The 24,427-nt window shown below is 66.8% G+C and carries 25 protein-coding genes; 22 read left to right on the top strand and 3 right to left on the bottom strand.

The features are described from left to right. Positions 1 to 4: 4 nt before the first annotated feature. Both ABD206_RS06275 and ABD206_RS06270 read right to left on the bottom strand, forming a co-directional pair. On the bottom strand, positions 5 to 478 hold the full coding sequence (locus ABD206_RS06275) for a DUF4395 domain-containing protein (RefSeq protein WP_344070484.1): 474 nt from the start codon (positions 476 to 478) through the stop codon (positions 5 to 7). After that, positions 471 to 923, bottom strand: coding sequence for a TlpA family protein disulfide reductase (locus ABD206_RS06270; RefSeq protein ID WP_344070482.1), 453 nt, complete (start codon positions 921 to 923; stop codon positions 471 to 473). The genes ABD206_RS06275 and ABD206_RS06270 overlap by 8 nt, the downstream gene beginning before the upstream one ends. A 107-nt stretch (positions 924 to 1,030) precedes the next feature. Between ABD206_RS06270 and thyX the strand changes: the two genes are divergently transcribed. From thyX to ABD206_RS06180, 18 genes are all read left to right on the top strand, one after another. Further along, positions 1,031 to 1,756 (top strand): FAD-dependent thymidylate synthase, encoded by a 726-nt coding sequence (thyX, locus tag ABD206_RS06265; RefSeq protein ID WP_344070480.1) that lies wholly within the window; start codon positions 1,031 to 1,033, stop codon positions 1,754 to 1,756. Between the two features lie 52 nt (positions 1,757 to 1,808). Continuing rightward, entirely contained in the window at positions 1,809 to 2,786 is a 978-nt protein-coding gene (dapA, locus tag ABD206_RS06260) for a 4-hydroxy-tetrahydrodipicolinate synthase (protein WP_344070478.1), read from the top strand. Between the two features lie 17 nt (positions 2,787 to 2,803). Then, entirely contained in the window at positions 2,804 to 4,480 is a 1,677-nt protein-coding gene (locus ABD206_RS06255) for a ribonuclease J (RefSeq protein WP_344070476.1), read from the top strand. Between the two features lie 37 nt (positions 4,481 to 4,517). After that, entirely contained in the window at positions 4,518 to 5,012 is a 495-nt protein-coding gene (locus ABD206_RS06250) for a GNAT family N-acetyltransferase (protein WP_344070474.1), read from the top strand. A 186-nt stretch (positions 5,013 to 5,198) separates the two neighbouring features. Continuing rightward, a complete protein-coding gene (locus ABD206_RS06245) occupies positions 5,199 to 7,829 on the top strand; it encodes an FtsK/SpoIIIE family DNA translocase (RefSeq protein ID WP_344070472.1) in 2,631 nt (876 codons plus the stop codon). A 20-nt stretch (positions 7,830 to 7,849) separates the two neighbouring features. After that, a complete protein-coding gene (gene pgsA / locus ABD206_RS06240; RefSeq protein ID WP_344070470.1) occupies positions 7,850 to 8,458 on the top strand; it encodes a CDP-diacylglycerol--glycerol-3-phosphate 3-phosphatidyltransferase in 609 nt (202 codons plus the stop codon). Then, positions 8,455 to 8,961, top strand: coding sequence for a CinA family protein (locus ABD206_RS06235; protein WP_344070468.1), 507 nt, complete (start codon positions 8,455 to 8,457; stop codon positions 8,959 to 8,961). Before pgsA ends, ABD206_RS06235 begins: the two co-directional genes overlap by 4 nt. A 163-nt stretch (positions 8,962 to 9,124) precedes the next feature. Then, positions 9,125 to 9,433, top strand: a complete 309-nt coding sequence (locus tag ABD206_RS06230) for a helix-turn-helix domain-containing protein (protein WP_344070466.1) — start codon at positions 9,125 to 9,127, stop codon at positions 9,431 to 9,433. Positions 9,434 to 9,443: 10 nt separating this feature from the next. Next, on the top strand, positions 9,444 to 9,665 hold the full coding sequence (locus tag ABD206_RS06225) for a DUF3046 domain-containing protein (protein ID WP_344070464.1): 222 nt from the start codon (positions 9,444 to 9,446) through the stop codon (positions 9,663 to 9,665). A gap of 315 nt (positions 9,666 to 9,980) precedes the next feature. After that, positions 9,981 to 11,030, top strand: a complete 1,050-nt coding sequence (gene recA / locus ABD206_RS06220) for a recombinase RecA (protein ID WP_344070462.1) — start codon at positions 9,981 to 9,983, stop codon at positions 11,028 to 11,030. A gap of 2 nt (positions 11,031 to 11,032) precedes the next feature. Beyond that, complete coding sequence (locus tag ABD206_RS06215; protein WP_344070460.1) at positions 11,033 to 11,602, top strand: regulatory protein RecX; 570 nt, start codon at positions 11,033 to 11,035, stop codon at positions 11,600 to 11,602. 109 nt (positions 11,603 to 11,711) lie between these two features. Next, positions 11,712 to 12,698: an amidohydrolase family protein gene (locus ABD206_RS06210; protein ID WP_344070458.1), complete on the top strand. Its 987-nt coding sequence runs from the start codon at positions 11,712 to 11,714 to the stop codon at positions 12,696 to 12,698. Then, positions 12,695 to 13,579 carry an IclR family transcriptional regulator gene (locus ABD206_RS06205; protein WP_344070456.1) on the top strand — a complete coding sequence of 295 codons (885 nt, stop codon included), beginning with the start codon at positions 12,695 to 12,697 and terminating at the stop codon, positions 13,577 to 13,579. Before ABD206_RS06210 ends, ABD206_RS06205 begins: the two co-directional genes overlap by 4 nt. A gap of 287 nt (positions 13,580 to 13,866) precedes the next feature. After that, complete coding sequence (locus tag ABD206_RS06200) at positions 13,867 to 14,847, top strand: ABC transporter permease (protein WP_344070454.1); 981 nt, start codon at positions 13,867 to 13,869, stop codon at positions 14,845 to 14,847. After that, the gene (locus ABD206_RS06195; RefSeq protein ID WP_344070452.1) at positions 14,844 to 15,758 is read left to right on the top strand and encodes an ABC transporter permease; all 915 of its coding nucleotides are present in this window, start codon (positions 14,844 to 14,846) and stop codon (positions 15,756 to 15,758) included. The genes ABD206_RS06200 and ABD206_RS06195 overlap by 4 nt, the downstream gene beginning before the upstream one ends. After that, positions 15,755 to 16,702 carry an ABC transporter ATP-binding protein gene (locus tag ABD206_RS06190; RefSeq protein WP_344070450.1) on the top strand — a complete coding sequence of 316 codons (948 nt, stop codon included), beginning with the start codon at positions 15,755 to 15,757 and terminating at the stop codon, positions 16,700 to 16,702. The genes ABD206_RS06195 and ABD206_RS06190 overlap by 4 nt, the downstream gene beginning before the upstream one ends. After that, positions 16,692 to 17,501: an ABC transporter ATP-binding protein gene (locus ABD206_RS06185; RefSeq protein ID WP_344070448.1), complete on the top strand. Its 810-nt coding sequence runs from the start codon at positions 16,692 to 16,694 to the stop codon at positions 17,499 to 17,501. Before ABD206_RS06190 ends, ABD206_RS06185 begins: the two co-directional genes overlap by 11 nt. Before the next feature lie 84 nt (positions 17,502 to 17,585). Then, a complete protein-coding gene (locus ABD206_RS06180) occupies positions 17,586 to 19,169 on the top strand; it encodes an ABC transporter substrate-binding protein (protein ID WP_344070446.1) in 1,584 nt (527 codons plus the stop codon). Between the two features lie 85 nt (positions 19,170 to 19,254). Here the strand turns inward: ABD206_RS06180 and ABD206_RS06175 are convergent, their stop codons facing one another. Continuing rightward, positions 19,255 to 20,337 (bottom strand): zinc-dependent alcohol dehydrogenase, encoded by a 1,083-nt coding sequence (locus tag ABD206_RS06175; RefSeq protein WP_344070444.1) that lies wholly within the window; start codon positions 20,335 to 20,337, stop codon positions 19,255 to 19,257. Between the two features lie 171 nt (positions 20,338 to 20,508). On the opposite strand from ABD206_RS06175, the gene ABD206_RS06170 reads away from it, so the two are divergent. The 4 genes from ABD206_RS06170 to ABD206_RS06155 are packed head-to-tail and all read left to right on the top strand — an operon-like array spanning position 20,509 to position 24,363. Beyond that, positions 20,509 to 21,069: a UGSC family (seleno)protein gene (locus ABD206_RS06170; protein ID WP_344070442.1), complete on the top strand. Its 561-nt coding sequence runs from the start codon at positions 20,509 to 20,511 to the stop codon at positions 21,067 to 21,069. Continuing rightward, positions 21,066 to 22,118: a hypothetical protein gene (locus ABD206_RS06165; RefSeq protein WP_344070440.1), complete on the top strand. Its 1,053-nt coding sequence runs from the start codon at positions 21,066 to 21,068 to the stop codon at positions 22,116 to 22,118. The genes ABD206_RS06170 and ABD206_RS06165 overlap by 4 nt, the downstream gene beginning before the upstream one ends. Before the next feature lie 35 nt (positions 22,119 to 22,153). Then, positions 22,154 to 23,023: an SDR family NAD(P)-dependent oxidoreductase gene (locus ABD206_RS06160; protein WP_344070438.1), complete on the top strand. Its 870-nt coding sequence runs from the start codon at positions 22,154 to 22,156 to the stop codon at positions 23,021 to 23,023. Then, positions 23,020 to 24,363, top strand: coding sequence for a phenylacetate--CoA ligase family protein (locus tag ABD206_RS06155; protein WP_344070436.1), 1,344 nt, complete (start codon positions 23,020 to 23,022; stop codon positions 24,361 to 24,363). Before ABD206_RS06160 ends, ABD206_RS06155 begins: the two co-directional genes overlap by 4 nt. Positions 24,364 to 24,427 lie beyond the last annotated feature (64 nt).

The raw sequence follows: 24,427 nt of genomic DNA, 5'->3' as shown, positions 1-24,427 counted from the left end.
GGGATCAGGCAGAAGCCGAGCGTTCGCGGCCGACGAGGCCGACCCGCTGCAGCAGAAGGTACATCTGGCAGCCCAGGCACAGGCCGAAGACGGCATTGAGGAACGCGGCGAGGAATGCCGCGGCGGCGGCGATGGGAAGGATCCAGGGCACGCCGATCAGGTGCAGGGCGATACCCAGCCCGGTCACGAACAGCCCCACACCCTGCGCGAACCGCGGCGGACGCGGATCTTCGAATTCGGTCGCGGGGGACAGGCGCGGCTGGACCACACGACGGTAGATGACGCCCCAAGGCGCGGTGCGAGGGGACAGGACTCCCCAGAGGAAGAGAGTGGCGATCACCACGAGCAGCCAGAACGCCGCCGCGGTCGCCGCGACGAGGCCGAGGAAGACATCCACCAACAGCAACACCGCGGTGATCCCCGCCGCGACGCGGGGGCCACGCACATCGATCCGGTTCGGGGCGGCGGGGTCAGGCATGGGTCGGTTCTCCGGAGAGGGGCTGACCGGTCAGACGGGCCAGCTCGAGTTCGAGCACGTGGCGGTTGGGCACACCGCCGAAGCGTGTGTGGATCGCGCCCTCCCGGTCGAGGAGAAGCGTCGTGGGTGTCTGCAGCACGTTGAAGTGGCGAGCGATGTCGGGGCGGTGCGTGAGGTCGACATCGAGATGACTCACGCCGTCGCGGGTCGAAGCGATCCCCGCGAGCGTTCGGTGAACACCCGGGCAGCGGCTGCACATCTCGGTGCTGAACTGCAGCAACGTGGCCTGCTCGCCCAGGCTCACGGCCCCCAGTCGTGCGGGTTCCACGACCTCGCGTCCCGGCGCGCGCCGCGCGCGCCCCTGACGCAGCCGCCAAGCCACGCCGACGGCGCCGGCCAGCGCGAGCAGCGCGGCGACGCTCAGGAGGGCGGTGAAGGGGTCCACGGCAACCAACATAAGCGAGTCTGCCGCCGCGGGCGTCGTCGATGACGCTCTGTGACGCGCGTGCGGGATCTCACCCACCGTGGGTCCGCGCGAGTAGGGTGTGAGCCGTGACCGACATCGAGTTCCGCAGTGATGTGACCGTAGAGCTGGTGCGATCCAGCGCCGCCGACTCCGACGTGCTGTTCGCGGCGCGCGTCTCGACACTCGGCGAGCAGACCCTCGACGAGGCGGCCGCCGGAACCGAGGCGTCGGATCGTGACCGGGGGCTCATCAACTACCTCATGCGCGACCGCCACGGTTCACCGTTCGAGCACAACTCGATGACCTTCTACGTGCAGGCGCCGATCTTCGTGTTCCGCGAGTTCATGCGCCACCGCATCGCCTCCTACAACGAGGAGTCCGGCCGCTACCGCGAGCTGCGTCCCGTGTTCTACGTGCCCGCCCCCGAACGCAAGCTCCGGCAGGTCGGCAAGCCCGGTGCCTACGACTTCCTGGACGGCACGCCCGAGCAGACCGCGGTCGTCGAGGAGACCACGCGGGAGGCATCCGTGCACGCCTTCGAGGCGTACCAGCGGATGCTCGATGCGGGTGTCGCGCGCGAGGTGGCCCGCATCGTGCTGCCGCTGAACACGTACTCCTCGATGTACGTGACGATGAACGCGCGCTCGCTGATGAACTTCCTGTCCCTGCGCACCAAGGTCGAGGGCTCTCACTTCCCGTCCTTCCCGCAGCGCGAGATCGAAATGTGCGCCGAGAAGATGGAGACGCTCTGGGCCGATCTCATGCCCATGACGCACGCGGCGTTCGCCAAGAACGGGCGCGTCGCACCCTGACCGCGCCGCGCTCGGCGCCGTGCGCGAGTCCGTACGGCGATAGCCTGAACATATGACGCACACCGGCAATCCCTTCGGACAGGTGCTCGTCGCACTGGTGACGCCCATGACCGCCGACGGCGAAGTCGATTGGCCCGCCGTCGAGAAGCACATCGACGACGTGATCGTCGCCGGTGCGGACGGCATCGTCGTCACCGGAACGACGGGTGAGACATCCACCCTCACCGACGCGGAGAAGATCCGCCTCGTCGAGGTCGGCAAGGATGTCTCGGCCGGCCGCGCGAAGATCATCACCGGAGGCGGCTCGAACGAGACCGCGCACGCGATCGCCCTCTACAAGGCCAGCGAGAAGGCCGGCGCCGACGGCATCATGATCGTCACGCCGTACTACAACAAGCCGACCCAGGCCGGCATCCTGACCCACTTCCGGCTCGTTGCCGGCGCCACCGACCTGCCGGTGATCCTCTACGACATTCCCGGGCGCACCGGCGTTCCCATCAAGTACGAGACGATCCTGCGGCTGGCCAAGCATCCGAACATCCTCGCGATCAAGGATGCCAAGGGGGACTTCAGTGAGGTCAGCCGTGTGTTGAACCAGACCGACCTGATGTACTTCTCCGGCGATGACGCGAACGTCCTGCCCCACCTCGCGATCGGCGCCGCGGGTCTCATCGGCGTGACCGCGAACATCGCCGCCCAGCCTTACCGCGAGATCGTCAACGCCGTCAACGCGGGAGATCTGCACGCTGCGACGGCAGCTCACCGCAAGCTCGAGCCGCTCGTTCGCGCGGTGATGACGCACGTGCCCGGCACCGTCGCCGCCAAGTACATCCTGCATGGGCTGGGACGGATCTCGAGCCCCCGCGTCCGTCTTCCGCTGGTCGGCCCGGAAGAGTGGGAGGCCGCGATGATCGAGGACGAGCTCGCTCTCGTGCGCGATGTCCCGGGTGTCGACTTCTCCAACTTCCGCCCCGACCGCAACGCCGCCGCCGGCGGCGCGCTGCCCCAGGTCTCGGGCACTACCCGCTGACACCACGAGGATTCTGCATGTCAAACGCCGTTCTTGCCCCGCCCGCGCTGGAAAAGGGGACACTGCGTGTGATTCCGCTCGGTGGCCTGGGCGAGGTCGGCCGCAACATGACGACGTTCGAGCTGGACGGGAAGCTGCTCATCGTCGACTGCGGCGTGCTCTTCCCCGAGGAACACCAGCCGGGTGTCGATCTGATCCTGCCGGACTTCGAGCCGATCAGGGAGCGCCTGGACGACATCGTCGGCGTCGTCCTCACGCACGGCCACGAGGACCACATCGGAGCGGTTCCCTACCTTCTCAGGCTCAAGCGCGACATTCCGCTCATCGGCTCAGGCCTCACGCTGGCGCTCACCGAAGCGAAGCTGAAGGAACACCGGATCAAGCCCTACACGCTCACCGTGAAGGAGGGGCAGACCGAGCAGCTCGGCCCCTTCGACCTCGAATTCGTCGCGGTGAACCACTCGATCCCCGACGCGCTGGCGGTCGCCATCCGCACGAGCGCGGGCACGGTCCTTGCCACGGGGGACTTCAAGATGGATCAGCTCCCGCTGGATGGACGCCTGACCGACCTGCGCTCCTTTGCCCGGCTGGGTGAAGAGGGCGTCGACCTGTTCCTGGTCGACTCGACCAACGCCGACGTTCCGGGCTTCACCCCGACCGAGCGCGAGATCGGCCCTGTCCTCGACCAGGTCATCGGACGCGCGCAGCGCAGGGTCATCGTGGCGAGCTTCTCCAGTCACGTGCACCGCGTGCAGCAGGTCATGGATGCCGCCCACGCCCATGGACGTCGACTGGCGCTCCTGGGTCGCAGCATGGTGCGCAACATGACGATCGCGGAGGACCTCGGCTACCTCAACGTGCCCGACGGCCTGCTGATCGACTACAAGAAGGCCAGGGATCTTCCCGACGACAAGATCGTCTACATGTCGACCGGCTCCCAGGGTGAGCCGATGGCGGTGCTCTCGCGCATGGCGAACCTCGACCACGAGATCGAGCCCGGTCCCGGCGACACCGTCATCTTGGCTTCCAGCCTCATCCCGGGCAACGAGAACGCCGTCTACCGCGTGATCGACGGACTCACCAAGCTCGGAGCGAATGTCGTACACAAGGCCAACGCGCGCGTGCACGTCTCGGGCCATGCGGCCGCCGGCGAGCTGCTCTACTGTTACAACATCCTCAAGCCCCGCAACGTCCTGCCGGTGCACGGCGAGTACCGGCACCTGATGGCCAATGCGAAGCTCGCCCAGGACACCGGCATCCCGGCCGAGAACACGCTTCTGGCCGAGAACGGCACCGTCGTGGACCTGAAGGACGGGGTCGCCCGCATCGTCGGCCAACTCGACCTCGGCTTCGTCTACGTCGACGGCTCGAGCGTGGGGGAGATCACCGACGCGGACCTCAAGGACCGTCGCATCCTGGGCGAGGAGGGCTTCATCTCGGTCATCGTCGTCGTGGATGCCGCCACGGGACGAATCATCTCCGGACCTGAGGTCCATGCGCGCGGTTTCGCCGAAGACGCCGCGGTCTTCGAAAGCGTCAAGCCCAAGATCGCCGCGGCGCTCGCAGAGGCCGCGAAGTCGGGTGTCCGCGACAACCACGCGCTGTCGCAGGTCGTGCGCCGCACCATCGGTCGCTGGGTGAACCAGTCCCTGCGCCGCCGGCCGATGATCGTCCCGTTGGTGATCGAGGCCTGAGGCCGACGAGGCGGTGCACACTGGCTACACTCAGCCCATGCGCACCGCGTATCACCTCCGTCCGGCGACGGCCGCCGATGGCGCGTTCCTCGGCGACATGGTCGTGGAGGCCGCCAACTGGCGGGACGGGCCTGCGCGGTCGCGCTACGAGGTGCTGACCAGTCCCGACTACGGCCGCTACGTCGGCGGTTGGATGCGTCCCGGCGATGCCGGCTTCGTCGCGCTGACGGAGAGTGACGATCCGATCGGGGCGGCCTGGTTTCGCACGTTCCCCCGCACGGATCCCGGGTTCGGCTACGTCGCTACCGGCGTGCCCGAGCTCATCATCGGGGTGCGGCCGATCTGGCGGGCGCACGGCGTCGGACGCGCGCTGCTTCGCCGTCTGTCGGAGCGCGCGCGCTCCGAAGGGGCGACGCGGCTGAGCCTCAGTGTGGAGCGCGGGAACTTCGCCGCGACGCTTTACCGTTCCGAGGGCTTTGCGGTCACGCAGAGCGGGTTCGGTCGCGACACGATGGTCAAACGCCTCCGCTGAAGTGCAACTCGGCCCAGGGAGGTGCAACTCGGCCCAGGGAGGTGCAACTCGGCCCAGGGAGGTGCAACTCGGCCCAGGGACGTGCAACTCGGCCCAGGGAGGTGCAACTCGGCAGGAGGGGGCAGATCGCGGGAAACCCCGCGTCGTTCCGGGCTCGTGTCGCAGGCCGCGCCTACCGTGGTGCTCATGCCGAGGAGTTCCACCAAGACCTCGACCTCCGGTCGCACGCCCGCCAAGGGTTCCTCGTCGCGCGCGCGGGGTTCGGCCCCGGTCCCCAAGCGTTACGTCGACGACGCGGAGAGTCCCGTCCTTCCCGTGCGCATGTGGATGGGACTGGCCCACGGGGTCGGCGGCATCTTCCGGGCCTTCGGCCCGGAGAACCTGGAGAAGTCCCAGCGGCGTGACGGATTCCCGTTCCTGCTCATCATCCTCGCGATCGCCGGTGCGGTCGTGGAGTGGTTCTTCATCAGCTCGTCGATCGGCGCCACGCTTTCGGCCTACACCGTCGGTGCGCTCGTGGGCCGCGTGGCGTTCGTGCTCCCGGTGCTGCTGGTGCTGCTGGCCGGATGGCTCTTCCGTCACCCGGCGTCGGTCCACGACAACGGCCGGATCGGCATCGGTTTCGGGCTGATCATCCTCGTCGCCTCGGGCTTCGCGCACGTGTACGGTGGCCGGCCGCAGCCGGCGGAGGGCTTGCCCGCGCTCAGCGCGGCCGGCGGGGTGTTCGGCTGGCTCATCGGTGAACCGCTGGCGCTGGCGCTGACCCCGATCGGCGCGGGAATCGTCCTGGGCTTTCTGGGTGTGCTCAGCATTCTTATCCTGACCAAGACCCCGCCCAACCGCATCGGCAGGCGCCTGGGTGACCTCTACGCCTGGATGTTCGGCGCCGAGCGCGCCGAACCCGCGGCGGGATCCGACGCGGATGCCGCCGACGCGGCGACCGAGGCGCTGCCGTGGTGGCGACGGAACCGCTCGGGGCGGGAAGAGGACGCCGACGGTGCACTGCACACGCAGGATCTCACCGAGCTGCTGCCTCCCGGCCCGCCCGAAGGTGGGTTCGACCAGGCGTTCCAGGCCGAGAACACGACGCCGGATGCCCTCACCGAGATCTTCGACGCCGCCGCGCTCGCAGAGCTGCAGCAGCCCGCCGGACCCGCGCAGACCGGCTTGCAGGATGACACGGGGGAGATCCCCGACGAGGATCTGCCGGCGGTCACCGGTTTCGGCACGGACGCTCCGCGATCCGCACCGGCGCTGCCTTACCGCCTCCCGTCGGTGGCGAGCCTCGCAGCGGGTACGCCCGCCAAGGCGCGCTCCGAGGCGAACGACCAGATCGTCGCGGCGATCACGGGCGTCTTCGAACAGTTCCAGATCAACGCGCGCGTGACCGGATTCTCGCGCGGCCCGACAGTGACCCAGTACGAGATCGAGCTGGGATCGGGCGTGAAGGTCGAGCGCATCACCGCGCTGACCAACAACATCGCCTACGCGGTGGCATCCAACGAGGTGCGCATCCTCGCCCCCATCCCCGGCAAGAGCGCGATCGGTGTGGAGATCCCGAACGCTGACCGCGAGATCGTGACCCTCGGCGACATCCTGCGTTCGCCGGTGGCGTCCTCCGCCACCCACCCGATGACCATCGGTGTGGGTAAGGACGTGGGCGGCGGATATGTCGTCGCCAACCTCGCCAAGATGCCGCACCTGCTGGTGGCCGGCTCCACCGGATCCGGAAAGTCGAGCTTCGTCAACTCGATGATCACGAGCCTGCTGATGCGGGCCAAGCCCTCCGACGTGCGCATGGTGCTCATCGACCCCAAGCGTGTGGAGCTGACCTCCTACGCGGGCGTTCCGCACCTCATCACGCCCATCATCACGAACCCGAAGAAGGCGGCCGAGGCGCTGCAGTGGGTCGTGAAGGAGATGGACATGCGCTACGACGACCTCGCGTCGTTCGGCTTCCGTCACATCGATGACTTCAACCGGGCCGTGGTCGCGGGCGAGGTGCAGGTGCCGGCAGGCAGCGAGCGGGTGCTCAAGCCGTATCCGTACCTGCTCGTCGTCGTCGACGAGCTCGCCGACCTCATGATGGTCGCCCCGCGGGACGTCGAGGACTCGATCGTCCGGATCACGCAGCTGGCCCGCGCGAGCGGCATCCACCTCGTGCTGGCGACGCAGCGTCCCTCGGTCGATGTCGTGACCGGCCTCATCAAGGCCAACGTCCCTTCGCGCCTGGCCTTCGCCGTGACCAGTGTCACCGACTCCCGGGTCATCCTCGACCAGCCGGGGGCCGACCGGCTTATCGGTCAGGGCGACGGACTGTTCCTGCCGATGGGTGCCTCCAAGCCGCTGCGCGTGCAAGGGGCGTGGGTCAGCGAGCCCGAGATCGAGGCGGTGGTCGCGCACGTGACGGCCCAGGCTCGTCCCGAGTACCGCAACGATGTCCAGGCCGCAGCCGAGAAGAAGGAAGTGGATGCCGACATCGGCGACGACCTCGAGCTGCTGCTGGCGGCGGCCGAGCTGGTCGTCTCGACGCAGTTCGGTTCGACCTCGATGCTGCAGCGCAAGCTCCGCGTCGGCTTTGCGAAGGCCGGACGTCTGATGGACCTGCTGGAGTCGCGCGAGATCGTCGGACCCTCCGAGGGGTCGAAAGCCCGTGACGTGCTGGTGACGGTCGAGCAGTTGCCGAGCGTGCTGGCCAAGCTGCGCGGCGAAGATGCTCCCGCCGCCGATCCGGTCGATGAGCAGTTCGAAGGCCACGAGGTTGTCGACGGCGACAGCGGCGGTGAGGATGCCTGGAGCCTGACCGGGCGCGAGTGATCCGGCGCTAGGCTCGCACCATGGCGATCCCGAGGCAGCTTCCCAACGCGATCACGATCGTCCGGATCCTGTTCGCCCCGGTCTTCCTCTGGATGCTGCTGGCCGACGGCGGCGCCGACGGGCCGCTCCGCTGGTGGGCGGCAGTGCTGTTCATCGTCGCGATCGCGACCGATGGCGTCGATGGGTATCTGGCGCGCAAGTACGAGATTGTCACCGACCTCGGCAAGTTGCTCGACCCGATCGCCGACAAGGTCCTGACCGGCTTCGCCTTCATCGGGCTCTCGATCCTCGGCGAATTGCCCTGGTGGGTCACGATCATCGTCCTGATCCGCGAGATCGGCATCACGATCTATCGGTTCATCGTTGTGAGCGACCACGTGCTGGCCGCTGCCTGGATGGGAAAGCTCAAGACCGTCGCGCAGTCGGTCGCGCTCTCCCTCGCGCTGCTGCCGTTCGCCTCCCTCGTCCCCGACGGCTCCATCTGGGCCGGCGCGATTTTCTGGATCAACGTCGTCACCATGACGATCGCCGTGCTCTTGACGATCGCGAGCGGCATCGACTACATCGTCAGCGAGGTGCGTGGTCGACGCGCCCGGACCGTGGGCGGTGGCGGCGCGTCGGCCTCATGAGCGAAGACACCGCTGGTCCCGACATCGACAGCCGGGCAGCCGATCTGCTGCCGATCCTCGCGGGCCGGGGATGGCGGATCGCGACGGCGGAGTCGTTGACCGGTGGTCTCCTCGCCTCGGCGATCGTCTCGGTGCCGGGCGCATCTGCCGTCATGTACGGCGGTGTCGTCGCCTACGCCACCGAGGTCAAGCACACGGTGTTGGGCGTGGAGCAGAGTCTGCTGGCCCGGGAGGGTGCCGTGCACCCCGATGTGGCCCTGCAGATGGCGCGCGGAGTGCGCGTGGCGTTGGGGCCCGCGCAGCGCCCCGTCGAGGTCGGCGTCGCCACGACGGGCGTCGCGGGGCCCGACCCCCAGGACGGTGCGCCTGTCGGCCGCGTGTACGTGGCGGTCGTCACTCCGCAGCAGGAGCGCGTGGTCCGACTGGACCTGGACGGGGACCGCGCAGGGATTCGTTGCGGAGCCGTCGAAGCAGCGCTCGAGCTGGTGCGCATTTCGCTCTGAGCGAGCGGGACAACCGACCGGGAACACCAGGTGTTTCACTCGCGTTACATTCGGTGATTCCCACCCATTCCACAGAACGCGGCGTTAGTGTGACCTACATCGGTGTTGTACTGTTGTCCACCCCGGGCACGAATGGCATGAAGCAGTGAGGAGGGGGCCCGAGATGATCCTGGTACGTCAAGAGATCGGCGAAGTCCTGCGTGACTTGCGTCAGCAGAAGGGGCGCACCCTCCGCCAGGTGGCCAGCCGCGCGAGCGTGGCGCTAGGCTACTTGAGCGAAGTCGAGCGCGGTCAGAAGGAAGCATCCAGCGAGATCCTCTCGGCGGTCGCCGAGGCGCTGGACGTTCCCATCTCGATGATCATGCGCGAGGTGAGCGATCGACTCGCGGTCCTCGAGGGCCTGCACACGTTCCCGGATGTCGTTCCGGACGAGCTCGTCGCGTCGATGGACGCCGAGCTGTCGTTGCGCTGAGCACCGTCGGATGCGACGCAGCGAGTTCCACCGCGCCGTCTCCGACGAGTTCGGCGCGCGGGCAGGGTCGATTGTGGCGGATCTCGTGCTGAGCGAGGTCGGTGGGCGCACCGCGAGCGATGCGCTCGAGAGCGGCGTGCCGCCGAGGGACGTGTGGCTTGCGCTGTGCGTGGAGGCCGATGTCCCGGCCGAACGTCGCTACGGGGTCGGCCGGCTCGAGCCGCGGCGCTGACCACCGGCCACGGCCCCTCGGGTCCGATCAGACCGACGATCGCGGCGTCGATTCATCCGGCGTGTCGTCGAAGCTCTGTTCGAATCAACCGTAGGCTCCTGCACAAGTGGGGTCGCGCAGGCACCCGTCCACGGCACGCGGAGCATCCCGGGCAGCAATGTCCGAGGCTCCGCGTACCGTGAGCGGCGTCGAACGACATCACTCGCCTTGTCACCGAACCGGCTGGCCTCAGCACGGGAACGCGACAGCCTACAGGCGGCCGATCCTCCGGTGGCGGACACTCCGCTCTCGGACCGAGTGCTGAAGGAGCACACCATGCCCACACCTGCAGACCGCGAGAAGGCCCTCGATTCGGCCCTCGCCCAGATTGATCGCCAGTTCGGTAAGGGCTCCGTCATGCGGCTGGGCAGCGACGAGCGGGCGCCCGTCGAGATCATTCCCACCGGTTCGATCGCGCTGGATGTCGCGCTCGGTGTCGGGGGACTCCCGCGCGGTCGCATCATCGAGATCTACGGTCCGGAGTCGTCGGGTAAGACGACGCTGACACTGCACGCCATCGCGAACGTGCAGCGCGCGGGCGGGATCGCCGCCTTCATCGACGCGGAGCACGCCCTCGATCCCGACTACGCGCAGAAGCTCGGCGTCGACATCGATCAGCTGCTGGTATCGCAGCCCGATACCGGTGAGCAGGCGCTGGAGATCGCGGACATGCTGATCCGCTCGGGAGCGATCGATCTGGTCGTCATCGACTCCGTCGCGGCCCTCGTTCCGAAAGCGGAGATCGAAGGTGAGATGGGCGACTCCCACGTGGGTCTGCAGGCGCGCCTCATGTCGCAGGCGCTGCGAAAGCTCACCGGCGGGCTCAACCAGACCAAGACCACCGCGATCTTCATCAACCAGCTGCGCGAGAAGATCGGTGTCTTCTTCGGCTCACCCGAAACGACCGCGGGTGGAAAGGCGCTCAAGTTCTATGCGTCCGTCCGCCTCGACATCCGCCGTATCGAGACGCTCAAGGACGGCACCGACGCTGTCGGAAACCGCACCCGCGTCAAGGTCGTCAAGAACAAGATGGCACCACCCTTCAAGCAGGCCGAGTTCGACATCCTCTACGGTGTCGGGATCTCACGAGAGGGAAGCCTCATCGACTTCGGTGTCGAGCACGGCATCGTCAAGAAGTCGGGTGCGTGGTACACCTACGACGGGGAGCAGCTGGGTCAGGGCAAGGAGAACGCCCGCAACTTCCTGATCAAAAACGCCGATGTCGCGGCCGAGATCGAGACCAAGATCAAGCAGAAGCTCGGTATCGGCGGTGCCAAGAGTGAGGAAGCCGTCGAAGACGAGCTGGCCAAGCGTCGCCCGGCCTAATCATGACCATCGACCGCGAGAGCGATGAGCTCGCGCCCGTGATCCCGCTGTTCGGGGGTTCTTCTCCCGACAGCGGGACCACGGATGACCGGGCAGGCATCCGTGACCGCGCGTTCGACCGACTCGCCAGGAAGCTCGGCCGAAAGGGGCTTTCCCTCGCCGAAGCCCGCGAGTTCCTGAGCGACGAGGGTGTCCCTCGGGAGGACATCGACGTGATCGTCGACGAGATGCATGCGCGGCGATGGCTGGACGACGACGTGCTGGCGGAACAGATCGTTCACTCCTGTGTTTCTCGCCGAAACGATGGGCGACGGGCGATCGCGGCCGCCTTGGCCAAGCGCCGCATTGATCGTGAGACAGCGGCGCGTGCGCTGTCCGATCTTCCGGACGACGACGAAGAACGAGCGCACGTCTTCGCACGCTCGAAGGTGGGCGCGCTTTCCCGGCTGGATCGCGACGTCGCCGTGCGCCGGCTTGTCGGTCAGCTCCAACGCCGTGGATACCCGCCCTCGGTCTCGGTTTCGGTTGCCGTCGCGGTTCTCGCCGAGGCAGAAGCCTCGCGCGGGCTCTGAATCCGGCGCCACAACAGAGCTCGTCTGGCGCACCGCGGCCTTCCGCGTCGTGGAAGTGGTGAGCGGCGTGTAGTGACGAGCGGACACTATTGATCGCGGAGGTAGCCCCGTGATCATCGACGCTCACGCGCACATTATTCCCCGCAGTTTCCCGGACGCGACGGGATTCCCACGCATGATCGCGACGGAACGCGACGATGTGCGGCGGCTGATGTTCGGTCGCACCGACTTCCTCGCTTCAGCCGTTTTCTACACCGTGGATGATCGGATCGCCGCGATGGATGCAGCCGGCGTGGACGAGGAGGTTCTCTCGCCAATGCCGCCACTGCTCAACTTCTCGCTCGGCGCAGCGCAGGGGCGGGACCTGTTCCGGTACGTCAACGAGATGATGAGTGACGTCGTCGTGCTCGGGCAGGGACGTATCCACGGGCTTGGCGTCGTGCCATTGCAGGACCCTGACCTTGCTTCCGCTGAACTCGCACGCGTCGCGGCGTTGGGCCTGCGTGGTGTCGAAGTCAGCTCCCACGTGAACGGGGTCCCGATCGGTGACGCGCGCTTCGTCGACTTCTTTCGCGAGATCGCCCGACTCGGGATGTCTGTGTTCGTCCACGCGATGCCGCGCTTGGACGAAGTCGGTCTGGCGGAGGATCTCCGCGCATCCGTGGGCGTCGGGATCGAAGGCGCCCGTGGTGCGGCGTCGCTCATCCTGGGTCCGGTGGGTGCGGTGTGCGCGCACTCGCGCGTGACGCTGAGCCACGCGGGCGGCGGTCTGCCCGCGATGCTTCCCCGGGCGGACTATTTCTGGGCGCACGCCGATCCGAGCACGCGCTCGGCGGAGCCGCCCAGCGTACGTGCTCGCCGGTTCGTCTACGACTCCATGGCGTTCGATCCGCGGACGCTCCGCTACGTCATCGACTACCTCGGCGCCGATCGCATCGTGCTCGGAACGGACTTCCCTGCAATGGAGCGGCCCGAGCGTTTGGATGAGTTGCTGACCGCGGTCGACGCGAGTGCGCGGGAGCGTGACCTCATCGGTGCGGCCAACGCCCGCACATTTCTCGGTCAGGCTGCGCGGATCCCCGGTAGCATGCGATGACCACCGCAGCGGAGGGGAGGGACGGGAAAATCGTGGCCTTTGGACCGGCGCGCTCGGGCGCAACGGATTCGCCCGACCCCTCGTCCAGCAAGCGAACGGCAGCTGCGCGCGTCCTCGCCCTCCTCGGTGCGTTCGGGCATGGGACAGGAGCGCTCACCCTGACCGAGATCAGCCGCCAGGCTCAGCTCTCCCTCACCACCACGCATCGCATTGCGCGAGAGGTCGTCGAGTGGGGTGGGCTCGAGATTGACGAGTCCGGTCGATATCGCTTGAGTCGGAAGATCCTGGATCTCGCATCGGCATCGACGGAGGACCTGCAAGTCCGGGAGCGTGCGTTGCCGCACCTCGTCGACCTCCACCGGCGAACCGGGCTGACCGTTCACTTGGGAGTACGGGACGGACGCGACGTGATGTATTTGGAGGCGCTGCGTGCGCACCCCAACTATTCCGGCGAGAACCGACTTGGTGGGCGGCTCCGACTTCACGTCACGGCGACGGGCCTCGCGCTGTTGGCATACGCGGGCGAGGATTTCATCTCGGACTACGTCGCTGAGCCGCTCAAGCGATACACACCGCACACCGTCGTCGATCCGGACGAACTCACCGCGTTGCTGCGCCGAATCCGCACCGATCGATACGTCCATGTCAGGCAATTCGTGACGATGGGGACAGGCGTCGTCGCAGCACCGGTCTTTGCCCCCGACGGCACAGCGAAGGCCGCTGTCGGCGTGGTCTACCTGATCGAGCGGGATGATCCCGACCACCTCGTGGAGCCGGTGCGCCTGATCGCAACGCGCATCACACAGTCGCTCGCCGAGACGCGAACGACGCCCGATCCGCGCACGATCGACTTCAACCGCCGTCACGCGGGTCTGGTATAGCGGTTCCTCGGCGCCCCACCTCGCGGTGCTCTCGCGCGTCGGTGTCGCGCACGTTCGGCGTTGCCCGCAGCGCGTGCGCGCGCGGTGAGTGCACGAAATCTGTGGGGATTCCCGGTCTTCCGCGGCGCGGAATGTCCCGTTGAGACCTCTCACTATGTTGATCAGTATTGCCATGGTCCGCAGAGCGAGCGCGGCGTGTGACGATCACAGGCTGGCGTGCATTGCGGGACGTTTCAAAGGAGAGATGTCTTGACCCCACTGCCACTTGCATCCGGGAGACGGCGCGCATGAAAGCTGCCGCCCTGCACTACCTGAAACTGCTCGGCTCCTCGGCGCTGCTCCTTCTGGTCGTCATCACGATCCTGTTTCTGCTGCTCGAGATCGCCCCCGGCGACCCCATTCAGACGCTTGTCGGTGATGTCCCGGTGTCTGAGGCGCTGCGACAGCAGCTGACCGAGTCGTTCGGGCTGGACCGCCCGCTCTACGAGCGCTACGTCATCTACATCGGGAACGTGCTCACCGGGAACCTCGGCTTCTCGTTCGGATCGAACACGCCGGTGGCCGAGCTGATCCTCGACCGCCTCGGAAACACGCTGGCGATCGCCGTGCCCGCGTTCATCCTCTCGACCGTGGGGGGTGTGGTGCTCGGTGCGATCGCCGCGAGAACCCGGCGCCGCTGGCTGGACGGTGGGCTGTCGGCCGGAGCTGTCGCGTTGTTCTCGGTGCCGAATTTCTGGCTCGGTCTCATGCTGATCATGGTCTTCTCCGTGTGGCTCGGCTGGTTGCCGACACAGGGAAAGTCACCGTACGGGCAAGACGGCATCGCGTGGCAATACATGATCCTGCCGGTCATCACTCTCGCCAGCATGGAGCTCGCCTATAAGACACGGATCATGCGCTCCTCCATGATCGAGTCGCTCGGCCAGGACTTCATCGACACCGCGCGATCGAAGGGACTCTCGGAGCAGCGGGTGCTGTGGCAGCATGCGCTTCCGAACGCCCTGTTGCCCATGGTCACCGTGGCCGGCTACAGCCTCGGTTTCATCATCGCGGGATCGGTCCTGGTGGAGACCGTATTCAGCTGGCCGGGGATGGGGCTCCTCTTCATCGGCGCCATCAACAGACAGGACACGCTGGTCGTCCTGGGAGTCGTCATCGTGATCACGATCTCCATCCTCGTGATCAACATCATCACTGACGTGATCTACGGCCTCGTCGATCCCCGCCTCCGGGCGCGCTTTACGCAGCCAGCAGGGAGCATGGCATGACACTCGAACGTACGTCACCCCAAAACACGAGCGCGCACGAACCGGAAACGACGCCGATTCCCCTCCCGGCGCGACGGACCGGCCCCGATGCGGTCTGGTGGGCCTTCTTGCGGAAGCCGTCGACGCTGGTCTTCCTGCCCATCGTTGTCCTCATGATCCTGCTCTCCTTCCTCGGGCCGCTGTTCACGGGGGACCCGGTCGCCATTGGACATCCCGTGTTGCAGGCCCCCGATCTGCAGTACCCGATGGGGACCGATCAACTCGGTCGTGACTATCTACCCCGGGTACTCATGGGGGGACAGGTGTCGTTGCTGGTGGGCTTCAGCGTCGCCCTGCTGTGCCTGACCCTGGCGTTGGTCGTCGGCGGTCTCGCCGGATACTACGGCGGTGCGCTCGACGTGGTCCTGGTGAAGATCTCGGAGTTCTTCCAGGTCATTCCGGGCCTCGTCCTCGCTCTGGTCGCCGCTGCTCTCCTGGGATCGAGCGTCACGATGATCGTCATCATCCTCGCGGTGACGATGTGGCCGGGCGTCGCACGTATCGTCAGAGCAGAGGCGGCTCGGATCTCTCAGCTGGGCTATGTGGAATCCCAGAAGGCAGCGGGCTTCGGCAACCTCCGCATTCTGTGGTCAGACGTGATCCCCAACGCCATGCCGCCGGTCATGGTGGCAACCACCATGACCGTGGCGCGAGCGATCCTCGCGGAATCCGGTCTGTCGTTCCTGGGCATAGGAGACGCCAACCGACCCAGCTGGGGAGCACTCCTCAACTCAGCGCAGTCCTACGTCAGCAGTGCCTGGTGGCTGGCGATCTTTCCCGGCCTGTGCATCTTCATCGTCGTTCTGGCGGTCAACATGTTGGGCGACTCGCTCAATGACGCACTGAACCCGTCGATCGGGAGAGTCAAGTGAGCATCGATACCCGTACCGCATCGCCGCAGCGCGATGTCGCCCAGCCCACCGAACCCGTTCCCTTCCTGCGGGTATCGGATCTCAGCATCCACCTGCCTGCGGGCGCGCATCGCAGCGTGCACGCCGTGAAGCGTGTGGACGTGCAGATCGGTCGTGGTGAGCGCGTGGGCATCGTCGGAGAGTCCGGCTCAGGGAAGTCCGTGACGGGACGCGCGATCGCGGGGCTTCTGCCGACCAATCCCCGGGTGGTCGTGAACGGGTCGGTCCGCTTCGACGGAGCGGAGATGATCGGCGCGCCACCCCGCGAGTGGGACCGCATCCGTGCGCACACCGTCGGAATGATCTTCCAAGACCCCTCGACGTTCTTGAATCCCACGATGAAGATCGGTCGTCAGGTCGAAGAGGCGATCACCGGTGGCCGACGTCGGCGCCGGGGGGACCACACGCAGACGGCGGTTGACCGCTACCTGACGCTCGCGGGCCTGTCGGACCCCGCCCAGGTGGCCAAGAGGTTCCCCTACGAGCTGTCGGGAGGAATGCGACAGCGCGTGCTCATCGCGATCGCGATCGCGAAGCAGCCCGACCTCATCATCGCGGACGAGCCCACGACGGCGTTGGATGCCACCGTGCAACGTCACGTGCTCTCGACCTTGGACGAGACGGTCACGCGCCTAGGGACCTCCCTCATCCTCATCTCCCATGACTTCTCGGTCGTCGCCGGAATGACCGATCGCGTGTACGTCATGTACGCGGGTCGTGTCGTGGAGTCGGGGCCGACACGGCAGGTGCTGTCCGCGCCGCGTCATCCCTATACGCAGGCGCTGCTGCGCAGTGTTCGCAGTCTCACCGACGACGATCTCGATCTGTGGTCCATTCCGCCCTCCCTCCGACACGAACTCGACGTCGCCGCGATGGTCTCGGGGGGTGACGACGATGCTGCTTGAAGCGCGCAATGCGTCCAAGACCTTCCGCGCCCGCCGTGGGGCTGCGTCGGTGGCCGCCGTCTCCGGCGTGACTCTGCAGGCTCGGCCGGGCGAGTTCGTCGCGATCGTGGGCGAGAGTGGCAGCGGGAAGAGCACGCTCGCGAGGATGCTGCTCGGGCTCATCCCTGCCACCAGCGGAGAGATCGAGTTCGACGGGCTGTCGTTGGGGCGGATGAACCGCACGCAGGTGCGCGCGTATCGCACCGGGGTGCAGGCCGTTCTGCAAGACCCCTCGGGGTCGCTCAATCCCCGCAAGACCGTGGAACGTTCGTTGGGCGAGATCGTCCGACTGCACCATGTCGCATCGGGTCGCGCCGCCGTGCGGGCTCGAGTCGTGGAGTCGCTGAACGAGGTCGGGCTCAGTCCGGCGGAAGCGTTCTTGGACAGGTACCCCCAGGAACTGTCCGGCGGGCAGCGTCAGCGCGTCTTGATTGCGCGCGCTCTCGTCCTCAGCCCGCAGATCATCATCGCGGATGAGGCGGTCTCCGCATTGGACGCGTCGGTGAAGGCCGGGATCCTCAAGCTGATGAACGGCCTGACCGAGCGTCTCGGCGTCGGCTACGTGTTCATCACCCATGACCTGCCCGTGGTGCGCAAGGTCGCGCAGCGGGTCTATGTGATGAAAGACGGTCACATCGTCGAGGGCGGGAGCACCACGCAGATCTTCACGGCTGCGAAGCACCCCTACACCCGCAGCCTGCTCGCGTCCGCGCTGACCCTGGACGCTTCGTCGTCAGAGTCACCCCGATCCGACAACTGAATACGGCATACCCGCCACCGGGACGCCCCTGCGCCACAGCGGAGTTCCGCCTGCACTACAGAGAGGTAGTACACAGTGATGAGAATGAGAAAGACGGGCCTCGCCCTCGGCGCGGCGATCACCGCTTCGGCCATGATGCTGAGCGGATGCGCGGGAGGAGGGGCCGACACGGGCGCGGAGGCTGTCTACATCGAGGCGATCCAAGATGACCCGGTATCGATGAACCCTGCAATCGCGAGTTCGCCCACGGTACAGCGACTGGGCGAAGCGATGCTGGATCCTCTTGTGGGAATCACCTCCGACTTCGTGATCTTCCCCAGTCTCGCCCAAGAGTGGGAATGGAGCGACGACGCGCGCATGCTCACGCTCCATCTTGCCGAGGGGGTGACCTGGCATGACGGTGAGCCCTTCACCTCTGCGGATGTCGTCTTCAACTTTGAAGAGATCATGCCGCTGCAGACATACGCGCCGGCCATGCTCGCGGTCATCGACTCCGTCGAGGCCACCGATGACCATACGGTCGTGCTGGAGCTCAACGGCGAGTACGGACCATTCATGCAGACGCTTGCGCTGCAATACATGTTGCCCAAACACATCTATGAGGGAACAGACCCGACCACGAACCCTGCGAACATGGCGCCGATCGGGACCGGCCCGATGATGTTCGATCACTTCAGCTCGGGAGAAGAGGTCGTGCTCGTGAAGAACCCGAACTACTTCCGTGGCGAGGTTCAGGTCGATCGCGCGGTGTACCCGATCATGCCCGATGACAACACGCGCACGCTCGCCCTGATCGCGGGCGAGATCGATCAGGCCGAGATCCCGGCATCCCAGCAGGACCAGATCGCCGAGCACCCAGAGCTGGTGCATCGGACGACCGGGTACTTCCCGCAGGGCATCATCCTGCAGATGAACGCGGTGTCCGAACCCCTGAGCGACGTCGACGTGCGCGCGGCGGTCTTCGCGGCCATCAACCGCGACGAGATCACCGAGGTCGCGCTGAAGGGGCTGGGAGAGCCCGCGCAGGGCTTCTTCCCGCCGAGCCTGTCGTGGGCCGTGAACGAGGACGTCAACTTCGACGAGGATTTCCCCGGTGACATCGATGCGATCAACGCCGCACTCGATGGGGCCGGGTACCCCGTGGGCGAGGACGGCACGCGATTCACTCTGGATGTGAAGTACATTTCGACGCTCACCGATACGGCGGACGCCGCAGAACAGATCAAGGCGATGCTCGCTGACGTGGGCGTCGGGGTGAATCTCGAAGGCGTCACCTCTGCGATCTTCATCGAGCAGATCTATACGGAGAGCAACTTCGATCTGGCACTGTTGCGGACGACGGTCTCGGCGGACCCGAGTCTGGGCATCGCACGCTGGTACGTGTGCAACCCTGATCGCATGGGTGCGCGCAACCCCTCCGGGATCTGTGACGCCCAGATCGATGCGGCCGCCGAAGGGGCGCTGCTGACCATCGATCAGGATGCGCGCGGAGACTTCTTCAAGGAGATGCAGCAGCGTTCCGAGGAGCTCATCTTCGATGCGCCGCTGGCATGGACGAATGCGTCATTCCCGACGGTGAACACGGCCAAGTGGAACGGGTTGGTCGACCCTGATCCGGACACCGCGTCCACCGACATCAACTGGCTGACGATGACTCCCGTGAGGTAGGCCGAGCGCGGAGAACCCGAACAGGGCGGTGCGGAAGTCCGTACCGCCCCCTTCGGCGTGTTTCTGCGCGTCGCCGTCCTGGAGATCAGGGGACGATCGCGACATTGATCGCGGTCTCCCCCGGCACGTCTCCCGCCAGCACTGCAACGGCGCTCACGGCGTCGTCGAGCGAGAACGTGTGGGTGGTGAGCAACTCCAGCGGATACTCCCCGGACTCGATGAGGCGGATCGCCGCCTCGATCGACGAACCCTCGACGCCACGCGCACCGACCATGGTCACACCCTTCTGGATCAGCGTGTCGGTGACCAGCTCGATCGCGTGACCGTGCTTGAGGCCCGCGAGCACGATCGTGCCACCGCCGCGGACGATCTCCAGAGCGTCCCGCACCGGTTGCGCTGCCATCGGGGTGATGTCCAAGACGACATCGGCCAGCGACTCATCCGTGAGTTCTCGGACGCGGCCGGGCACGTCCTCTTCGTCTGCCAGAATGGCTGCCTCAGCTCCGAAGGCCTGGGCGATCGCCAGCTTGTGACTGTCCCGTGCCAGCCCCGTGATGAAGATCCGGTCGGCACCTGCTGCGCGCGCGGCAATGACGGCGGCGATGCCGCGCTGACCCGCCCCGAGCACGACGACCGTGTCGCCCTGCTTCACTCCACCCAGCTGAACGGCCCAACGGATTCCGGCCGCCAGCGAGTTGTACGTGGCGGCGATGGCGACGGGGATCGTCGCATCCATCTTGTGCACGACGCTGTTCGGGTGCAGGTACATGTACTCGCTCCAGCCGCCGATGAGTGTGCTGGGCGCATCGAACGGCCGATACCCATACGCGCCGATCGAGCGATCACAGTAGGTGAACAGGCCGTCGCGACAGTGACGGCACTCTCGACACGGGACGACGACCTCGACGACAACGCGGTCGCCTGTGGTGACGCCCCATCTCTCGGCCGCGCGCGGGCCGATTTGCTCGATGATTCCCAACGGTTCGTGGCCGGGGATCACGGGAAGCGGCATGCGCCCACCGGTGGTGATCTGTTCGATGTCGCTGCCGCATAGCCCACACGCCTCGACCCGCAGCAGCGCGTCGTCCACGCCGATCTCGGGCAGGGGGATGTTCTCTATGCGTGTGGTGTTCGGTCCCGTCAGCAGTGCCGCCCGCGCCGTTCTCATCAGTGCCTCGTTTCGTCGTCATTGACGCGAGCGCGCCGCGTGCGAGCTCGCGTCAACGAACGTATGTCGGGGATGTCTGGTTCGAAGTCCCGATTCCGCCGGGCGGAATCGGCGCGCATGAGGTGTGTGGCGTCGGTCAGAGTGGGGGTCTCGTACACGGAGGTGGAGATCATGGTCGCGGCAATCATCGACCCGACTCGGGGGCGCGTGTCCGTCGCAGCGTCCCCTCACGCGGAGGCCGTCCGCCGGGGCAGTCTCGGAGGTCTGCGGGTGGGACTGCTGGGGAACACGAAACGCAACGCCGAACAGATTCTCGACGCCGTCGGTGCGTGTCTGCAGCGGCGTGGTGCCGGCCAGCTGGTTCGGCGGACGAAGCGTCAGTTCGCCATGCCGCTGCCGGACGATCTCGTCGAAGAGCTCGTTCGCGAGTGCGACGTCGTCGTGATCGGTGTCGGAGACTGCGGCTCGTGCAGCGCATCAGCGGTCGCGGACGGAATCGCTCTCGAAGCGGTCGGCATCCCGACGGCGGTGGTGTGCACGACCGAGTTCGCAACGACATCGCGTGCGATGGCCCAACTCAAGGGCGCGAATGACTTTCCCTTCCTCCTGACGGAGCACCCGATCTCCAACCTCACTGCCGCCCAGATCAGCGCACGTGGTGAGGACCTGGCTGACGACGTCGCGAACCGCCTCGTGACCGCGGATTCGGCTCTGACCGGCACACCGGCGTGAGCGAGCAGACAGCGGCACGCTCCGAGGCCGCCACGCTGGATCCGGACGCGGCCGTCGCGGTCATCGAGCACCTGTACGCGCAGGGGTGGTCTGACGGGCTTCCGCTCGTGCCCGCGACCGAACACGCGGTCCAGAGCTTCCTCGCCCACACCACGCGCGATCCCGACGAGGTCATTGCGCACCTACCACAGGTGGGTCAGAGTGCGACGGTGCGCGATGTCGTGGTCCACGCGATCATGGCTGGTTGCCGACCCGAGTATGTGCCTGTCGTGCTCAGCGCCTGGGACGCCCTGTCCGCCGAGCGCGCCGCTCGCGGCGGGGGATGGCAGAGCACCAGCGGACCCGCGCCGCTGGTGATCGTGAATGGCCCGATCCGCGAGAAGCTGGGGATCAACGCGACCGGCGGTGTCCTCGGCCCGGGTTTTCGCCCCAATGCGACGATACCCCGAGCGGTGGGTCTCACCGTGCGCAACAGCTTCGGCATCCTTCCGCACGAGCTCGATCAGGCCACACAAGGGATTCCCGGCCGATGGGGGATGTGCATCGCCGAGGACGAGGAGCACAGCCCGTGGGAGTCGTTGGCGACCGAGGCGGGTCTTTCCCCGATGGCTGACGCCGTCACGGCCACGCTCGTGCGCACCAGTGAGTTCGTGGACAACCGTCACTTCGACAACGCCACCGAAGTGTTGCGAGACTTCGCAGACACGATCCAGCGCACCGGCGCGTGGCTCTTTCGCCATTCGTCGGCGCTGTTGGTGCTCAATCCCGAGCATGCGCGGGTGTTCGCGCGCGCCGGGATGACCAAGCAAGACGTGCGGGAATGGCTTGTCGATCATGCCGCCCGATCCGAGTCTGCGCTGGCGGCGGTGGGGAAGTCATTGTCGCGTCTGCCCGACGGCCCGTTCGACGCCGACTACCGCCATCCGGTGTTCGCCGATGCCCAACCCCATCAGCTCCCCATCGTGGTCGCAGGCTCGGGAAATGCCGCCATATCAATGGTCGTCCGCGTCTTCGGCACCTGGTCGGGACGTTCTTTTCCCATTCGCTGACAGACTCGGCACACACCCCCACCCGGAGGAGAACCATGACAGCTCACGAGCAACAGTCACAGGACTGGGCGCGTGCGACCGCGGATCCGTTGGCGACGGCCGGCGAACCGTGGCTCACCGACAAGGTCGCACTGGTCACCGGCGGCGGACTCAGCGGTCCCGATGGCGGCGTCGGGTTCGCCTTTGCCTGGCTGTGTGCGCGCAACGGTGCCCGTGTGGCCCTCCTCGACCGTGATCGGCACGCCGCAGAACGGGCCGTCGCGGTGATCGAGGCCGCCGGCGGAAGCGCGATGGCATTCGACGTCGATGTGACCGACCAGCAGTCCTGCGAGCGTGCGTTCGCGGACGTCGCTGCGGCGTGGGGGCCGATCGACGTCCTCGGCAACTCCATCGGAGGGGGCGGGACCGAACCGCTGTTCGAGGGGACGCTGGCACAGTGGCAGCGCGCCATCGATCTGAATCTCACCTCCGCCTGGATCATCATGCGCAGCGCTCAGAGGCACATGAACGATGGAGGATCGATCGTTCATGTGTCCTCCGGTGCCGTCGAGGGTCGCGGCCCGGGCCTGGCCTATACGGTGGCCAAGACCGGTCTCGAGAAGCTCTGCGTTGGCGCCGCCGCGTCGCTCGCCCCCCGGGGTATTCGGGTCAACTGTGTGCGAGTGGGAATGATCTGGGGGGCGTTTGCCGCACGCGGAATCTCTCAGGCACAGCGCGAGGCCCGCGCCCGCAACGTGATCCTTCGCCGTGAGGGGAACGTGTGGGACATCGCATCCGCGGCACTGTTCCTGTCCACGTCGCAGTCACGCTGGATCACCGGGCAGATTCTTCCCGTGGATGGGGGTGGCGGGGCCCCGGCCCAGGTCGGCCAAGTCGGGCAGGCGTTCGACGAGGAGCAGGCATGAGCGCGCCGGCGACCTTCGATCTCTGGTCGCCCGCGACAGACACCCTGGCCTGGGAGGAGATGCAAGAGCGGCAGTTGGTGGCGTTACGGGAGACGTTCGACCGGCTTCGCCGCCACGAGGTATGGCGGCGACGACTGGGCTCGACGGGTTCGCCGACATCGATGGCGGAACTGGCGGATGTCGCCTATACGACGAAATCGGATCTGCGGGCCGCGCAAGAGGAGACGACCTCCGAACGCCCGCTGGGCGCATTCCAGTTGGTCGACACGGAGCAGTTGCGCCAGATCACAACCTCCTCCGGGACGACCGGCGCGCCGGTCATGTTCGGGCTGACGACGCGCGATGCACAGAGCTGGCGATCGGCGATCGCCAATGCCTATCGCACTGCGGGAGTCGGCCCGGGGGAGACCGTCGCGTTGACGACCGGGATGGCGATCGTTGCGGGTGGTCTGCCCTACGCCGACGGAATTCGCGAGGCCGGCGGAGCGCTCGCGTGGATCGGAGGCCAGACGAGTTCTCGTATGGCGGGAGGCATGGCGCGCACCCGGGCGACAGTCCTGGTGGCGACGGCATCGTTCGCCGCGCACTTCGCGCAGCGGTGTGCTGTCGAACTGGGCCGGGATGCCTCGGAGCTGGCGGTGCGCACGGTGATCGCCGGCGGTGAGCCCGGCGCCGGGGTGCCGCACATTCGCCGCGCCATTCTGGATGCCTGGGGTGCGCAACGTGTCAGTGAACTGATGGGGCTCGGAGATGTGTTGCCGGCGATGTGGGCTGAGTGTCATGTCGGTAACGGCATGCATTTCACGGCCGCCCCCGACATCCTCGTCGAGCTCGTCGAGCCCGACAGCGGCCGTCCCGTGCCGTGGGAGCCGGGGGCCACCGGAGAGGCGATCTACACCACAGTGAGCAGGGAGTCCTGTGCCGTGGTTCGGTTCCGCTCGCGCGATCAACTCGCTGTCATCGCGAGGGAATGCGCCTGCGGTCGTACCTCGCCGACCGTGCGATGCGTCGGGCGCACGGACGACATGCTCATCTACAAGGCGATGAACGTGTACCCCACTGCGATCCGAGACGTCGTGCTCAAGGTCGCGGGCAGCCACCTGACGGGGAACATGCGGGTCCGCAAGGACAGTGAGGGTCAGGTCAGATTCGATGATCCGCTGCCACTTGAGGTCGAGCTGGCCGGCCCCGCTGATGACGTCCGGACCGGTGCCGCATTGGCTGCGGCCGAGGAAGCGGTGCGGCAACAGCTTCGGGTGCGCGTCAGCATCGAGCCGCAGCCTGGCGGAGTCCTGCCCGTGAGCGACTACAAGAACTCGCTCACGTACGTGCGCACATGAGCGTGCGCAGCACGTCCGCGCGCGTACGTGCTGCCTCCACGCCGAGCCTCGGGTACGGATCGTA

The sequence above is a fragment of the Microbacterium sediminicola genome (assembly GCF_039531125.1).
Classification (GTDB): domain Bacteria; phylum Actinomycetota; class Actinomycetes; order Actinomycetales; family Microbacteriaceae; genus Microbacterium; species Microbacterium sediminicola.
Note: the sequence above shows the minus strand (reverse complement) of the source record. Positions and strands in the feature narration are given on the sequence as shown.

Bases quoted from the DNA above. Each gene is read 5' to 3' on its own strand.
- ABD206_RS06275 (WP_344070484.1), bottom strand. From the start codon at position 478: ATGCCTGACCCCGCCGCCCCGAACCGGATCGATGTGCGTGGCCCCCGC.
- dapA (WP_344070478.1), top strand. From the start codon at position 1,809: ATGACGCACACCGGCAATCCCTTCGGACAGGTGCTCGTCGCACTGGTG.
- ABD206_RS06255 (WP_344070476.1), top strand. From the start codon at position 2,804: ATGTCAAACGCCGTTCTTGCCCCGCCCGCGCTGGAAAAGGGGACACTG.
- ABD206_RS06250 (WP_344070474.1), top strand. From the start codon at position 4,518: ATGCGCACCGCGTATCACCTCCGTCCGGCGACGGCCGCCGATGGCGCG.
- ABD206_RS06245 (WP_344070472.1), top strand. From the start codon at position 5,199: ATGCCGAGGAGTTCCACCAAGACCTCGACCTCCGGTCGCACGCCCGCC.
- pgsA (WP_344070470.1), top strand. From the start codon at position 7,850: ATGGCGATCCCGAGGCAGCTTCCCAACGCGATCACGATCGTCCGGATC.
- ABD206_RS06235 (WP_344070468.1), top strand. From the start codon at position 8,455: ATGAGCGAAGACACCGCTGGTCCCGACATCGACAGCCGGGCAGCCGAT.
- ABD206_RS06230 (WP_344070466.1), top strand. From the start codon at position 9,125: ATGATCCTGGTACGTCAAGAGATCGGCGAAGTCCTGCGTGACTTGCGT.
- ABD206_RS06225 (WP_344070464.1), top strand. From the start codon at position 9,444: ATGCGACGCAGCGAGTTCCACCGCGCCGTCTCCGACGAGTTCGGCGCG.
- recA (WP_344070462.1), top strand. From the start codon at position 9,981: ATGCCCACACCTGCAGACCGCGAGAAGGCCCTCGATTCGGCCCTCGCC.
- ABD206_RS06215 (WP_344070460.1), top strand. From the start codon at position 11,033: ATGACCATCGACCGCGAGAGCGATGAGCTCGCGCCCGTGATCCCGCTG.
- ABD206_RS06205 (WP_344070456.1), top strand. From the start codon at position 12,695: ATGACCACCGCAGCGGAGGGGAGGGACGGGAAAATCGTGGCCTTTGGA.
- ABD206_RS06200 (WP_344070454.1), top strand. From the start codon at position 13,867: ATGAAAGCTGCCGCCCTGCACTACCTGAAACTGCTCGGCTCCTCGGCG.
- ABD206_RS06195 (WP_344070452.1), top strand. From the start codon at position 14,844: ATGACACTCGAACGTACGTCACCCCAAAACACGAGCGCGCACGAACCG.
- ABD206_RS06185 (WP_344070448.1), top strand. From the start codon at position 16,692: ATGCTGCTTGAAGCGCGCAATGCGTCCAAGACCTTCCGCGCCCGCCGT.
- ABD206_RS06180 (WP_344070446.1), top strand. From the start codon at position 17,586: ATGAGAAAGACGGGCCTCGCCCTCGGCGCGGCGATCACCGCTTCGGCC.
- ABD206_RS06175 (WP_344070444.1), bottom strand. From the start codon at position 20,337: ATGAGAACGGCGCGGGCGGCACTGCTGACGGGACCGAACACCACACGC.
- ABD206_RS06170 (WP_344070442.1), top strand. From the start codon at position 20,509: ATGGTCGCGGCAATCATCGACCCGACTCGGGGGCGCGTGTCCGTCGCA.
- ABD206_RS06160 (WP_344070438.1), top strand. From the start codon at position 22,154: ATGACAGCTCACGAGCAACAGTCACAGGACTGGGCGCGTGCGACCGCG.
- ABD206_RS06155 (WP_344070436.1), top strand. From the start codon at position 23,020: ATGAGCGCGCCGGCGACCTTCGATCTCTGGTCGCCCGCGACAGACACC.